The organism is Vreelandella arcis, from assembly GCF_900103865.1.
Lineage (GTDB): Bacteria > Pseudomonadota > Gammaproteobacteria > Pseudomonadales > Halomonadaceae > Vreelandella > Vreelandella arcis.
In genome coordinates this window covers 165,914-179,588 of sequence record NZ_FNII01000006.1, presented here as the reverse complement: position 1 = coordinate 179,588, position 13,675 = coordinate 165,914, and the positions used below count along the sequence as shown (strand labels likewise).

Annotated in this window: 11 protein-coding genes, 7 tRNA genes and 1 pseudogene; 6 read left to right on the top strand and 13 right to left on the bottom strand. The window is 56.0% G+C overall.

Features of this window, described 5'->3' with window-relative positions; genetic code table 11:
- Window positions 1-128 precede the first annotated feature (128 nt).
- Window positions 129-544 (top strand): annotated as a pseudogene (locus BLR97_RS20170) (transposase); the annotation flags it as partial.
- Between the two features lie 713 nt (window positions 545-1,257).
- On the opposite strand, the gene BLR97_RS09085 reads toward BLR97_RS20170, so the two are convergent.
- From BLR97_RS09085 to BLR97_RS09030, 12 genes are all read right to left on the bottom strand, one after another.
- A tRNA-Ser gene (locus tag BLR97_RS09085) sits at window positions 1,258-1,345 on the bottom strand.
- Window positions 1,346-1,439: 94 nt separating this feature from the next.
- On the bottom strand, window positions 1,440-1,946 hold the full coding sequence (locus BLR97_RS09080; protein ID WP_089705234.1) for a YiiD C-terminal domain-containing protein: 507 nt from the start codon (window positions 1,944-1,946) through the stop codon (window positions 1,440-1,442).
- 2 nt (window positions 1,947-1,948) lie between these two features.
- The gene (locus BLR97_RS09075) at window positions 1,949-2,509 is read right to left on the bottom strand and encodes a nitroreductase family protein (protein ID WP_089705231.1); all 561 of its coding nucleotides are present in this window, start codon (window positions 2,507-2,509) and stop codon (window positions 1,949-1,951) included.
- A gap of 49 nt (window positions 2,510-2,558) precedes the next feature.
- Window positions 2,559-3,392, bottom strand: a complete 834-nt coding sequence (gene queF, locus BLR97_RS09070) for an NADPH-dependent 7-cyano-7-deazaguanine reductase QueF (RefSeq protein WP_089705228.1) — start codon at window positions 3,390-3,392, stop codon at window positions 2,559-2,561.
- 2 nt (window positions 3,393-3,394) lie between these two features.
- Window positions 3,395-4,168, bottom strand: a complete 774-nt coding sequence (locus tag BLR97_RS09065; protein ID WP_089705225.1) for an ABC transporter permease — start codon at window positions 4,166-4,168, stop codon at window positions 3,395-3,397.
- On the bottom strand, window positions 4,165-5,133 hold the full coding sequence (locus tag BLR97_RS09060) for an ABC transporter ATP-binding protein (protein WP_089705222.1): 969 nt from the start codon (window positions 5,131-5,133) through the stop codon (window positions 4,165-4,167). The genes BLR97_RS09065 and BLR97_RS09060 overlap by 4 nt, the downstream gene beginning before the upstream one ends.
- Window positions 5,134-5,279: 146 nt before the next feature.
- Window positions 5,280-5,354 (bottom strand) — tRNA-Gly (locus BLR97_RS09055).
- A 23-nt stretch (window positions 5,355-5,377) separates the two neighbouring features.
- A tRNA-Glu gene (locus tag BLR97_RS09050) sits at window positions 5,378-5,453 on the bottom strand.
- 102 nt (window positions 5,454-5,555) lie between these two features.
- Window positions 5,556-5,630: transfer RNA gene (locus tag BLR97_RS09045), tRNA-Gly, on the bottom strand.
- A gap of 41 nt (window positions 5,631-5,671) precedes the next feature.
- A tRNA-Glu gene (locus BLR97_RS09040) sits at window positions 5,672-5,747 on the bottom strand.
- A 22-nt stretch (window positions 5,748-5,769) separates the two neighbouring features.
- Window positions 5,770-5,844: transfer RNA gene (locus BLR97_RS09035), tRNA-Gly, on the bottom strand.
- 24 nt (window positions 5,845-5,868) lie between these two features.
- Window positions 5,869-5,944 (bottom strand) — tRNA-Glu (locus tag BLR97_RS09030).
- Window positions 5,945-6,255: 311 nt separating this feature from the next.
- Here BLR97_RS09030 and BLR97_RS09025 point away from each other — a divergent pair.
- From BLR97_RS09025 to msrB, 5 genes are all read left to right on the top strand, one after another.
- Window positions 6,256-7,359, top strand: coding sequence for a TRAP transporter substrate-binding protein (locus tag BLR97_RS09025; protein ID WP_089705219.1), 1,104 nt, complete (start codon window positions 6,256-6,258; stop codon window positions 7,357-7,359).
- Between the two features lies 1 nt (window position 7,360).
- Window positions 7,361-7,870: a TRAP transporter small permease subunit gene (locus tag BLR97_RS09020; RefSeq protein WP_089705216.1), complete on the top strand. Its 510-nt coding sequence runs from the start codon at window positions 7,361-7,363 to the stop codon at window positions 7,868-7,870.
- A 3-nt stretch (window positions 7,871-7,873) separates the two neighbouring features.
- The gene (locus tag BLR97_RS09015; protein ID WP_089705213.1) at window positions 7,874-9,199 is read left to right on the top strand and encodes a TRAP transporter large permease; all 1,326 of its coding nucleotides are present in this window, start codon (window positions 7,874-7,876) and stop codon (window positions 9,197-9,199) included.
- A gap of 30 nt (window positions 9,200-9,229) precedes the next feature.
- Window positions 9,230-10,816 (top strand): gamma-glutamyltransferase family protein, encoded by a 1,587-nt coding sequence (locus tag BLR97_RS09010; protein ID WP_089705210.1) that lies wholly within the window; start codon window positions 9,230-9,232, stop codon window positions 10,814-10,816.
- Between the two features lie 117 nt (window positions 10,817-10,933).
- Entirely contained in the window at window positions 10,934-11,332 is a 399-nt protein-coding gene (gene msrB / locus BLR97_RS09005) for a peptide-methionine (R)-S-oxide reductase MsrB (RefSeq protein WP_089705206.1), read from the top strand.
- Window positions 11,333-11,379: 47 nt separating this feature from the next.
- Here the strand turns inward: msrB and BLR97_RS09000 are convergent, their stop codons facing one another.
- A complete protein-coding gene (locus tag BLR97_RS09000; RefSeq protein ID WP_089705203.1) occupies window positions 11,380-13,545 on the bottom strand; it encodes a methyl-accepting chemotaxis protein in 2,166 nt (721 codons plus the stop codon).
- Between the last annotated feature and the right edge of the window lie 130 nt (window positions 13,546-13,675).

The following is a 13,675-nucleotide window of genomic DNA, read 5'->3' as shown; positions in this document are numbered from 1 at the left end:
TTTTTAATATCAGATAATTTAAACCCTGGATTCATAGAATAAGCGCAGCACTTTGAACCACCCGGTAGAAGCAGGACGGCCAGCGCCGGTACACCCTCACTGTTTTACCGACCAAAGTGAAGAAAAGCATGGGATACCGAGAACTGACCCAGAGCCAACGATACCAAATTTTTGCTTATCTTGAAGCCAGCGACAGATAGCCAAGGCCATTGAGATCCACAGCAGCACCATTAGCCGCGAGATAAAGCGCAACGAGCTGACCAGTGGTTATTGCGCATGAACAGGCCCTGTCGGCAAGTGATCAGCGCCGACGCACCGCCTTGAAAAAGACGAAGCGGCTGCCAAGCCTGATTCGCTGGGTCAAAGGCCAATTGATGGACAAATGGAGTCCTCAGCAAATAAGTGGCTTTATGGCCAATGCTAACGGGGTTTACGTGACCATCAGTAAATCTACGCGCTAATCTGAGACGATAAGAAACACGGTAGAGAATTATGGAAGCGACTCCAACTGCCCTGCCCAAAACGATCAAAGAAACCGTCAGCATCATGCGGCAAACTTTTCGGCTTTTTCCACGCGCAACAAGAAAACATTTGACCCCACCAATGGGATTACCATCCGGCTACCGGATGATGAAGACTCAGATCCTTTTACGCGAAGTGAGGTCGACCAGATCCCCTCGACACCAACCAACCGCGAGCAAGAGCTAAACCTGATCAAGTTTGCTATAGATGGCCTGCGCATTTCAGAGGGGCAGACGCTCGCGTAGGAAGACGTGCTTGACGTAGATAAGGGGGTAATTCGCTACCGACGGGCGGGGTATGTGTTTATGAAGTCGTCTATCGTGATAACCGCACTGAGCGCAAAGAGAAATTGCGCCGGGTGTTTTTGAATTCACGCAACAACTAGCCGTTCTACGAGAACGCTATCCGCGATCGCTTATGGAAAACACATTTGAAATAGTCGGGAGTTCGCTATCGCGGCCACGACCAGTGCCGACACACCTTCATCAACCAGTTGCTTTCGCTTGGCGTAGTGCCGCTTCTCAGGATCTCGAACCACGTTGGCCACGCGACCATCACCATGATCCAGCAGCGTTATGGCAAGTGGATTCGTGGCGACGGCCCGGACATCCCTGCCCTAATCGAGAAGCAGCTAGGCCTTTAGGCATTCCCAGGACTGTTCCCAAAACCGCTCCCAGGGCCTATAAACGAAGAAGGGGAACCAACATAAGATGTTGATTCCCCTTCTAAAATTCTTGGCGGAGGGGGAGGGATTCGAACCCTCGAAGCCTTTCGGCTTACGCACTTTCCAGGCGCGCTCCTTCGACCACTCGGACACCCCTCCGCGTTGTTTGTCCTTTCAAGTAAGGCGCTGCCTTTCCCAACAGAACGGCGCACATTCTATGGTCTAAACTGCGAAATAGCAAGCCGTTTTCGGATTAGCCCTCAGGAAGCACCGCGTAACTACCGGTGGCATCCAGGCAAAGCTTATCGCCGCAGTAGAGCCTTTGATCTAGCGTAATGCGCCCTTTTCCGCGTTCCGTTAGTTTCTCGGCGAGGATGTCAGGGCCTTGTGGATCGCGCGGAGCGCATACCAGGCGGTAGTCACCCGTTACCGGCGCATGGAACCGCTGGCTAGCCTCTGCCACCACCACGTCGCGTGCTAACCCGCGTTCGCGCAGCCAAAGAGTGACCCAGCACCAACCCTGGAGCGTGGTTTGCGCGGTCAGTGCACCCCCAAAGCCAGTCCCTTTGTCATTTAAGCTGGGCGCTAACGCCAATTGCCAAGTGAGGACGTCGCCCTGGCGAGCCATTTGCGTGATACCCAGCGCGCCGACCATAGGAATCGCCTCCCCCAACCACTGCTGAAAGGCTACGAGATCATCCTGCCCCTCGGGTAGCGGTAAGCGCGGGTGCGGCACGCCGACTTGACGAGTGGCGGCCATCGCTACCCCCAACGTTCGACAAAATCAGCGGCATCATGTTGCGGCAGTGGCTTGTGCCGACCGCCCAGGGTACCGAGGTAAATAAACGCTACAACCTCGTCGTCTTCGTCCAAGCTCAAGCCTTTACGTACCACGGGGTCAAAAGCGTACTTGCCGCTGCGCCACATGGCTCCCAGACCGAGCGCATGGGTGGCCAGCAGAATACCGTGAGCCGCACAGCCAGCTGAGATCACCTGCTCCATTTTGGGCACTTTGGCAATATCTGGCGTCACCTTGGCAATAACGGCAATCACCATCGGGGCGCGCAATGGCTTTTTACGCGCCGATTCCAGCGTCGCATCATCGGCGTGGGGATCCTCCTGAAACTCGGCTTCGGCAAATAACTCACCCAGCCGTTCGCGCCCCTCCCCACTAAACTCGATAAACCGCCAGGGGCGTAACTCTTTATGATCGGGAGCGCGCAGCGCCGCCTGATAGATTGCGCTAAGCTGCTCATCGCTGGGGGCAGGCTCGGTCAACTTGCCCATGGAGCTACGTTCGTGCAGCAGCGTCAGTGCGTCCATGATAACTCCCACTTAATCAATGGTGTAAGCGCAACGGTAGCGCATTAATTTATTGCCTTGCCAGGCGCAGCGGGCTTGGTGGCGTAAGCCCCGGCGTAGCCCGCCATGGGCTAATGTCCAACCCACCGCGCCGCACGTAACGCGCGAGCACCAATAGCTCGCTCGGCTTCGCACGGTGCATCAAGTCGGTAAAAATATGTTCAACGCAGTGCTCATGAAAATCCTGGTGCTGTCGGTAACCGATCAGATACCGCAGTAGCCCCTCGCGATCAAGCTTTGGGCCTTTGTAGCGAATCATCACGCTGCCCCAATCGGGCTGGCCGGTCACCGGGCAATTGGATTTCAACAAGTGCGAGTGTAGCGTCTCTTCAACAATCGGCTCGCCCACCACCAAATGGTCAGCACTGGGTGTGTAATCACTCACTTCGATGTCCAATGCGTCCAGGCTTTCACCCGGCAAACGCTGCGGCGCTAATGCGTCGGCGTCCACATCAAACAACTCAACGCTTACCGGCGCCCCCGCCGCTGCCGACAAGTCGTGGCTGAGCGTAGCGATAACCTCATCGCGCTGAGCAAAGCGGGTTTGGTTAAAGCTGTTGAGATAAAGCTTCCAGGATTTCGACTCAATCAGCTGCGGCGAGTTGGCGGGCAAGCGAAAGCGTGCCACCGCGACAATCGGTTTACCGCGCCCGTTTAGCCATGAGACCTCAAAGGCGTGCCACTCATCCTCGCCGACAAACGGCAGATTGGCTTCGTCAATGCCCAGTGGCGCGCGATTCGCCGCGCGAGGAATTGAGTATAGAAGCCCAGCGTCATACTGCGCTGGATAGGCGGATTCACGTCCGAGGGGAGCGTGGGCTAGCGTATCCGGTCGATGAGACATGATTAACTCCGAATTCCCTTACCGCGCGCCAGCATACTGAGCGCCACCCAAAAGAGCACCAGGATAAACCCCAACACGGCCGTCAGCGCCCAGCCCACGGGGATATCCGAGACTCCTAAGAAGCCATAGCGGAAGACGTTCACCATGTACAAAATAGGATTGAGCATCGACACGCCCTGCCAGACATCGGGCAGCATGGAGATAGAGTAAAACACGCCACCCAGATAGGTAAGCGGCGTCAAAATAAAGGTGGGCACAATCGAAATATCGTCAAACTTATTGGCCAATAACGCATTAATAAAGCCGCCAATGGAAAACAGCGCAGAGGTTAATACCACGACCAGTACAGTGAGTAGCGGGTGCTCGACGGTCAAGCGGGTAAAGAACAGCGACACTAGCGTGACAATTAGCCCTACCCCAAGACCACGAGCCATACCACCCAAAATAAAGCCGGCCAAAATCACCCAGTTGGGCATTGGCGATACCATCATTTCTTCGATCGACCGCTGAAATTTGTTAGAGAAAAAGCTAGAGGCCACATTGGAGTAACTGTTGGTGATGACCGACATCATGATCAAGCCGGGGACAATAAAGTCCATGTAGGTGAAGCCGTCCATGCTGCCAATGCGCGAGCCAATCAGGTTTCCGAAAATAATAAAGTACATAGCCATGGTAATAGAGGGTGGCAACAACGTTTGCGGCCATATCCGCGTGAAGCGCTTAATCTCTTTGAGCACCAGCGTCCATAGGGCGACGAGGGTTTGACTCGCATTCATACTCGCGCCTCCTGCTTGTTGTCAGACGGTTGATCGATCTTGTTTTGACTGCCATCCACCATCGACACAAACATCTCTTCCAACCGATTGGCGTGGTTACGCATCGAGACGACCTGCAAACCCTGGTCGGTTAGTGCATCAAATACATCGTTGAGCCGCTGGCCACGATGAACAACTAACGATAACTGCGATGCTTCCACCCGCTGGATATCAAACCCATCGATCACTGGAGCGTCGCTAACCGGGGCGGCAAGATCCAGCAAGAAGGTTTCTCGACTCAGTTCGGTGAGCAGCTCGCGCACGCTGGTGTTACGGACGATTTCGCCATGATTAATAATCGCGATATTACGGCAAAGACTTTCCGCTTCTTCCAAATAGTGTGTGGTTAGAATAATCGTGGTGCCTTCGTCGCGGTTAATACGCCGCATGTATTCCCACATACTACGCCGCAGCTCGATATCCACGCCTGCCGTTGGCTCGTCAAGAATCAGTAATTTAGGGCGGTGCATCAGCGCGCGAGCGATCATTAACCGGCGCTTCATGCCGCCGGAGAGCATCCGCGCGCTGCCGTCACGTTTATCCCATAGCCCGAGATCGGTCAGCAGTTGCTTAGCGCGGGGAATTGCCTCGCGACGCGTCATGCCATAGTAGCCCGCTTGCGCGAGAACGATATCGTGGACTTTTTCGAATTGGTTGAAGTTGAACTCTTGCGGCACGACACCAAGCTGATATTTAGCTTTGGCAAAGTCTTTATCAATATCGATACCAAAAATCGACACCTTGCCCTGGGACTTTTGAACCAGCGAACAAACCACACCCAAGGTGGTGGATTTACCTGCGCCATTAGGACCCAACAACGCAAAAAAATCGCCCTGCTGGACGTCGAGATCAATACCTTTTAACGCTTGGAAGCCGTTGCCATACTGTTTGGTAAGGCCACGTATCGACAATGCCGGTTCGGCCATGAACATGTCCTGTCAGCAAAATAAGGAAAGAGGTGCATACTTAAGCACTAGATATTAGGGCACAAACGATTTTTTCAATCGCTTTTCCCGCACTACGCTGAGCGTAAACAGAAAGACCAGAGGGCAAATCATAAGGAGGGGGTGCTTGGAGCGGGAAAGGAGATTCGAACTCCCGACCCTCGCCTTGGCAAGGCGATGCTCTACCACTGAGCTATTCCCGCAACGCACTGGACAAACAACGAGATGGCGTCCCATAGGGGGTTCGAACCCCTGTTACCGCCGTGAAAGGGCGGTGTCCTAGGCCACTAGACGAATGGGACACAGATATAAGCGATGTGAACTTGGAGCGGGAAAGGAGATCGACCGGGCTGGCGCACCAGCTCCCGATACTCGGGCCTATCCATCACTTCAAACTGCGTTATTGGAGCGGGAAAGGAGATTCGAACTCCCGACCCTCGCCTTGGCAAGGCGATGCTCTACCACTGAGCTATTCCCGCTTAATAACTTACTTCGCTTAATGACGGTCTCGCAATCAGATTGGCGTCCCATAGGGGGTTCGAACCCCTGTTACCGCCGTGAAAGGGCGGTGTCCTGGACCACTAGACGAATGGGACGCAGTAAGCACTTAATAGCACTTGGAGCGGGAAAGGAGATTCGAACTCCCGACCCTCGCCTTGGCAAGGCGATGCTCTACCACTGAGCTATTCCCGCACTCCGATACCTTAACGATTTAAGTGGCGTCCCATAGGGGGTTCGAACCCCTGTTACCGCCGTGAAAGGGCGGTGTCCTGGACCACTAGACGAATGGGACGTTTCATTGCCTCGTCGAGGTGGCGCGTATGTTACTCAGCCCTTATGAAGCTGTCAAGCATTCCCCGCTCAACCAGGCTTACCTAACAACACAAGGCACTGGCTCACTTCTTAGTAAAACGGCGCTTCAATGTAGTGCAATTAAAGCTATTTAACGCGCGACGCTAGTGCATCAACGTCGCCCATAAATAAAACGACAACCGACAAACGCCATAAAAATCTTTTATTTAAAATAAAATCGATTTTTTGGCATGCCGCTTGCTAACACCTTGGTGGGACAACATTGATTCATCGACCACCACGAGGTGTCACATGACGTTTACACGCCGCAAGTTCCTAACTACCGCTGCCGCATCTTCAACTGCCGGGCTCGTGCTTGGAGCGCCATCGATTGCCAGGGCGCAGTCGTCTGAAACCTTCAACTGGCGAATGACCAATGCCTATGGGCCTGGTTCTCCATTTTACGTGGAAGGTCCGGGCAGCCCCACCGACGTCATTGAAAAAATCAATACGATGTCGGGCGGCCGACTGTCCATCCAGCACTATGCCGCTGGCGAAATGATCCCGGCCCTCGAGGGCTTTGAAGCAGTGCAAAGCGGCACCATCCAGATGAACGCGGCCAATAGCTACTTCTGGTCGGGCACCACCTTTGCCGCTCAGTATTTCACCACCGTGCCATTCGGTATGAGCTTTATGGGCCATATGGCCTGGCTTTACCACGGAGGCGGCCTTGAGCTTTGGCACGAGCTTTATGAGCCGTACGGTATGGTCGCCTTCCCACTGAATAACACTGGCGTACAAATGACCGGCTGGTTCCGCGAACCGATCGAAGACATCAGCCAGCTTGATGGCCTACGCATGCGCGTTCCAGGCCTGGCCGGGAAGGTCTACTCGTCACTCGGAGTGGATGCCCGCGTACTGCCGGGCGGCGAGATTTTCCCGGCGTTGGAACGCGGTGTGATTGACGCCGCCGAGTTTGTCGGCCCCTTCCAGGATCGGCGCATGGGGCTTCAAGACGCTGCTAAATACTATTACACCACCGGCTGGCACGAACCCTCCACGACAGGGGAACTGCTGATTTCCAAGTCGCACTGGGACAGCTTACCCGCCGATCTGCAGATGATCGTGCGTTCGGCGTGTATGGCCGCCTGCCTGGAAAGTCTGACCTGGTCAGAAGCCGTCAACGGCGAAGCCATGACCGACCTGGTCGATAATCACGGCGTTATCGCCAACCAACTGCCTGAGTCGATCGTCAATGCACTGCGCGAGGCCACGCTGGATACGCTTCAAACCGAGGCCAACGCCGACCCGGCGGTGCGTAAAATCCACGACAGCTACATGGCCTTTAAAGCCCAACATGACCGCTGGGCAGGTGCCAGCGAACGCGCTTGGCTAAGCGATATCATCGGAGTGTGATATGCGAGCGGTAGAAAATGTCGTTAATAGCATCGAAGCGCTGGTCCGGCTATTTGGCCGGGTCGCCGCCTGGATCTGTGTGTTGCTGGTAGCGTTGGTCTCCGGTGACGTAATACTGCGTTACCTTTTCGACTTCGGTGCCCTGTGGCTGCAAGAACTACAGTGGCACTTGATATCGCCCATTGCCCTGTTCGGCATGGCGTATTTGCTGCTGAACGACGAACAAGTTCGGGTGGATGTCTTTTACGAGCACTTCCCGGTGCTCGTGAAACGCATCATTGAGGTGTTCGGCGGCCTGGCGCTGCTGGTAATGGGCTTGTATATCGCCTGGCTGACGCTTCCCTGGGTTGCACAATCGTTTGGCCGCGGCGAGGGGTCGCCAAATCCTGGCGGCCTGCCTTACCGTTGGCTCTTAAAAGCGTTCCTTCCCTTTGGCTTCACCCTGCTTGCGCTGCAAGGGCTGGCTCATGCACTACGCAATGCGTTCGCACTCCCCGCACAAGGTGACTAATCCATGTCTCTAAATGAATGGCTGGCGATCGGCATGATCGGAGCCTTTTTCGTTATGTTGCTGATTGGTATTCCAGTGGCGATCAGCATCGCGACGACCGCGTTTGTGTTTGGCTTTATCGGCTTTGGGCCGATGCTGTTCAACCTGCTGCCGTCGCGTATCTACGGTGTGGTGACCAACTACACCTTCATGGCCATCCCGCTGTTCGTGTTCATGGGCGTGATGCTCGAAAAGTCGAAACTCGCCGCCGAATTGATCGACGTGGTCGGCCACTTATTCGGCAACGTATCGGGCGGAATGGGTGTGGCAATTATTTTTGTCGGCGTCCTGCTCGGTGCCGCGACAGGCATCGTCGGCGCCACGATTGTCACGCTTGGCCTCCTTACCTTGCCGACGCTGCTACGCCGGGGCTACCCCAAGGCGCTCGCCAGCGGCATGATTTGTGCCTCGGGCACGTTGGGTCAGATTATTCCCCCAAGCTTGGTGCTCATCCTATTGGCCGAAATCCTGGGTGAGTCGGTGGGCACCATGTTCGCTGCCGCCATGATGCCGGGGTTAACCCTGGCAGCGGTTTACATCATTGCGATTCTTGCGCTTGCCGCCTGGAAGCCACATCTAATGCCTCCTATCCCTGCCGAAGAGCGGGCTCAAATGGGTAAGGCGCAATTGTTACGCAAGGTCATACTGGTAGTAGGCCCGCCGGTAGGCTTGGTGATTGCCGTGCTTGGCTCGATAATTGGCGGCATTGCCGCGCCTACTGAAGCGGCCGCCATGGGCGCACTGGGCGCACTGGTATTTGTTGCCAGCTCAGGGCGGCTTAGTCTTAACCTGCTGACGGAGGTCGCCAAGGCAACGCTGATCATCTCATCCATGGTGTTCTTTATCCTGATTAGCGCACAGGTGTTTGGCTTATCGTTCCGTGGCCTGGGCGGCGAGCATTTAGTCGCGCGTTTATTTGAATGGGTGCCCGGCGGTGAAATAGGCGCACTGCTTTTCATGCTGCTGCTTATGTTTGTACTGGGTTTCTTTCTTGAGTGGATCGAAATTAGCTACATTGCCTTACCGCTTTTTCTGCCGTTTTTTGTCCAGTTAGGCGTGGATATGGTGTGGCTGGGCATTCTGGTCGGGCTGGTACTGCAAACCTCATTTTTAACCCCACCCTTTGGCTGGTCGCTATTTTTTCTCAAAGGTGTGGCGCCTAAAGGGGTTACAACGCTGGATATTTACCTCGGCGTGCTACCGTTTATCGCTTTACAGTTTCTGGCCATTGCCATGGTGTTATTATTTCCGGGTATTGCCACTTGGCTACCCAACGCCATTGGTTGGTAGTCGCCCGGCTCGATAATAAAAGGATAAGTTATGCTCCATACGCAACGTAGCTTTGGGGGCAGCTGTGTCGCACCCCACCACCTCGCCGCGAGCGCCGGGCGCGATATACTCAAGCAAGGCGGCAACGCCGTTGAAGCCATGGTCGCCGCTGCCGCCACCATCGCTGTCGTCTACCCGCACATGAACGCCCTGGGCGGCGATGGCTTTTGGTTGATCCATGAACCCGGCAAAGCGCCGGTGGCGATTGATGCCTGCGGCCCGGCCGCCGGTTTCGCCAATGTCGACTTCTATGCCGGTGAAACGCAGATTCCCGAGCGCGGCCCTAAGGCAGCCCTCACCATGGGAGGCACCGTCAGCGGCTGGCATGAAGCCCTGAAAGTGGCCGCCGACTGGGGGCGACCCTTGCCGTTGACCACCCTGCTGGCCGACGCCATTGGCCACGCCCAATACGGCGTGGCGGTTTCCAAAAGCCAAGAAACCCTAACCGCCAAACACATTGAGCGGTTATCGCAAAGCCCCGGCTTTAGCGATGCATTACTGATGGATGGCAAAGCCCCCCGTGAAGGCGAGCGACTACGCCAGCCGCGCTTGGCCACCACGCTTAAGCGGCTCGCCAGCGCCGGGCTGGATGATTTTTATCGCGGCGAGCTGGCCGCGAGCATGGCACGCGACCTAGAAGCCTTGGGCAGCCCACTGCGCTTGGACGACTTCCATGCGTACCGCGCCCAGCGCGTCACGCCGCTGGAGGTCAGCTTGGCCGAGGCCACCGTGTATAACCTGCCCGCCCCCACTCAGGGCATGGCGTCGTTAATGATCATTGCTATTTACGAGCGCCTAAAAGCCGCCGAAGCCAATGGATTTGGTCACCTGCACGGGCTAATTGAAGCTACCAAGCGGGCCTTTATGCTGCGCGACCAGTATGTGACCGACCCAGAGCGGGTTCCCACCTCACTTCAAGCGTTACTCAGTAATGAACGGATTGACGCCGAGGCCGCGCAAATCGAAGCCTCCCAGGCGCTGCCCTGGCCTCACGAGCCCGCACCGGGCGATACCGTTTGGATGGGCGCGGTGGATAATGAAGGACGCGCCGTCAGCTTCATTCAAAGCATTTATTGGGAGTTTGGCAGCGGCGTTGTGCTGCCCGAAAGCGGTGTGCTGTGGCAAAACCGCGGCATTAGCTTCTCGCTCGACCCCGATGCACTACGCGGACTCGCCCCGGGACGCAAGCCGTTCCATACGCTTAATCCAGCGCTTGCGCGGTTTAACGACGGCCGCACCATGGTCTATGGCACGATGGGCGGTGAAGGCCAGCCACAGACGCAAGCGGCGGTATTCTCACGCTATGCGTTCCACCACATGCCATTGCAGCAAGCGATCACCGCTCCGCGTTGGTTATTGGGCCGCACTTGGGGCGAATCGAGCATGAATCTAAAACTTGAGGATCGGTTTGACGATACGTTGGTAGCTGCGCTGAAGGCGGCAGGCCATGACGTGGAAGTGCTCAACGAGCCGTTCAGCGATACCATGGGGCACGCTGGTGGCATCGTCCACCATCCCGACGGGTTGATTGAAAGCGCCCACGACCCACGCAGCAACGGTGGCGCCGCCAGCGTGTAAAGCCGCGGCTGGCGGTTTTAACGGATATTGCGCATGCTGAACTCAGCTAGGCTGACCACTGTCATTGGAGATAATGATACGTTAGCCTGCGAGACTTCAGCGGGAGAGGAGAACCCCATGGCGAAAATCGAGAAATCCGCGGATCAGTGGCACGAACAACTGACCCCCGAGCAGTACCGCGTTACCCGCGAGAAAGGCACCGAACGTCCGTTTACCGGCGACTATCAAGTAAGTGATGCCCAAGGGATCTATCACTGCGTTTGCTGCCATGCGCCGCTGTTTGAGAACGAGCATAAATATGATGCAGGCTGTGGCTGGCCGAGCTTTGATCGTCCTCTCGGGAAGCGCTGCATCGAAGAGCACCAGGATACCTCCCATGGAATGGCGCGCACCGAGGTGGTTTGCTCCCACTGCGATGCCCACCTTGGCCATGTTTTCCCTGACGGCCCACCGCAAAGCACCGGACTGCGCTACTGCATCAACTCGGTAGCGCTAGAGTTTCACGCTGACGAATAAGCCCGCCGCCCACTGTGCGCCCGCTACCTGGCGGGCGCACACAACGCTTAGAACTCATCCCACTCATCGGCGCTGACGCTTTCGACCTCGCGCGACTTGGATGATGACACTTGGCTGGGCAAGGCCTTGGCGGTTTTCTGGGTGGCTTGATTCACCTTGTCCAATTGCGCACGGGCTATTTTAATACTTTCTTCCTGCGCCCCCTCTAAGCGGAATGCATCCACCACGTTGGCCAGTTCAAAGGCCTCAAGCGCCAGGTTATCCGCCGATGCGGCGATGGACTGCACCTTCGTGGCATTTTGCTGAGTCACGTTGTCCATTTCCGCAATCGCCGAATTGATCTGACCGATACCACTGCTCTGCTCGCTAGACGCCGTGCTAATGGATTCCATCAGCTCACTCACGCGGTTGACTTGGTGCATAACAGCGTCGATGGCTTTCTCAGCCTGCTCCACGGCGCTCCGGCCGCCGGTCACCTCTTGAGTGGTGCTGTCGATCATGCGGCGGATTTCCTGCGCGGCCTCCGCACTACGACCCGCAAGGTTGCGCACTTCACTAGCCACCACCGCAAAGCCGCGACCATGTTCCCCGGCCCTCGCCGCCTCAACGGAAGCATTCAAGGCAAGAATATTAGTCTGGAACGCAATGCCGTCGATCACACTGATCATCTCGGTCATTTTTTCCGCGCTTTGGGCAATCCGCTGCATACGCTCCACCAGCTGCTGCATCTGATCGCCGGTCTCTTTAGTGCTTTGCGCATTTTGTACCGCCAGTTCGCTCGCTTGGCGGGCGTTATCGGTATTCTGCTGCACGGTCGAGGTCATCTCCTCCATGCTGGAGGCGGTCTCCTGGAGTGAGGAGGCCTGCTGCTCGGTACGCGAGGACAGCTCCTCGTTTTCAGCGGCAATTTGCTGGATAGCCGGCGTCACCACCGACACACGGTTTTCCACGTCGCCGACAATACCTGACAAGCTGAAACGCATGGTATCCAGCGAATAAAGTAGCTCGCCCAACTCATCGCCTGTTTGGCGCCGCTCCCGGGCGGCCAAGTTGCCGGCGGCAATCTGGAAGGTCATATAGCGCGCCCCTGCCAAGCTGCGCAGTACCGATTTTAAAATCAGGACGCTCAACCCAATCATGATCAACGCCCCCAGGCCCATTAGCACCAACTGGGCAGTCAGCATCTGTTGGCGGCCTTGTTCGGCCTCTGCCAGCATGTCTGCGGCGAGCGCGCGTTCACTTTCCACCAGTTCGCTGGCCTGTTCACGTAAGACTTGCGTACTCGGCTGAACAATGTCGTTTAGCGCTTCAAAAGCGCCAAAGCCGTTGCCCTCAACGAGCGCCGTCACCGCTTGATCAACGCCGTCGGTCCAGTTGCCCAGTGCACTGCCAAAGGGCTGTAGCGCTTCGTTATTGGCGCCTCCAGCCGCACGGTATTCATCCCAGCGACCCTGCAGCCTATCCAACTGAGCCCCCAGGGTTTGCGCCAACTCGTCGGCATCGACGCTGCGCGGATTACGCACGGCGGGCTCTAACTGCTCTAACACTTGGCCCACGGTTTGTTCCATATTCTGCAAACTGGCCACGTCGTCCAGTCCAGAGCGGCTTAGGGTATTCAGTCGATCGCCCGACACCACCAGCCCGTAGATACCCAATCCCCCGGCAATACCAAGCAGCAACACCGACGCCAATACCATACCGATTAATTTGGCGCGCAGGCTGGTCAGTTTGAAACGCGAGAGTGTCCCTGTTAACCCTTTGCGCCGCAGCGTACCGCGCACCAAAGTGTAGTGCTTGGACTTGCCTTTCTCGCGCATCTCGGCGTAGATTTTTTCAGCCTTGGCCACTGCTTTTGGGTTGGCTTTACGGCGTACCGAGGTATAGCCGACGATACGGTCACCGTCGCGCAATGGCGCAAGCGTAGCGTGCACCCAGTAGTGATCACCGTTTTTTCGGCGGTTCTTTACCAACCCTTGCCAGGTGGTGCCCGCTTTAAGGGTTTTCCACAAATCAGCGTACGCCGCTTCGGGCATATCGGGATGACGAATTAAATTATGCGGCGCGCCCACTAACTCATCACGAGAATAGCCGCTAACTTCGACGAAAGAAGGGTTCGCGTAGGTCACCCGACCTTTCAAATCCGAGCGCGATATCAACACGGTTTCTTCGGTTAAGGTATATTCTTGCTGCGTTACAGGCTGGTTGTTGCGCATGGAGTCCCCAAGATAAATTTCTTATTAAGCTACTGTTTCCAACACCGACTATCCGTACTATCGGCTGCTCGAACTAAAACTAAATAGCGAGTCAGCATAATAAAAAAGCGCTACCTTGGCAGATAGCGCT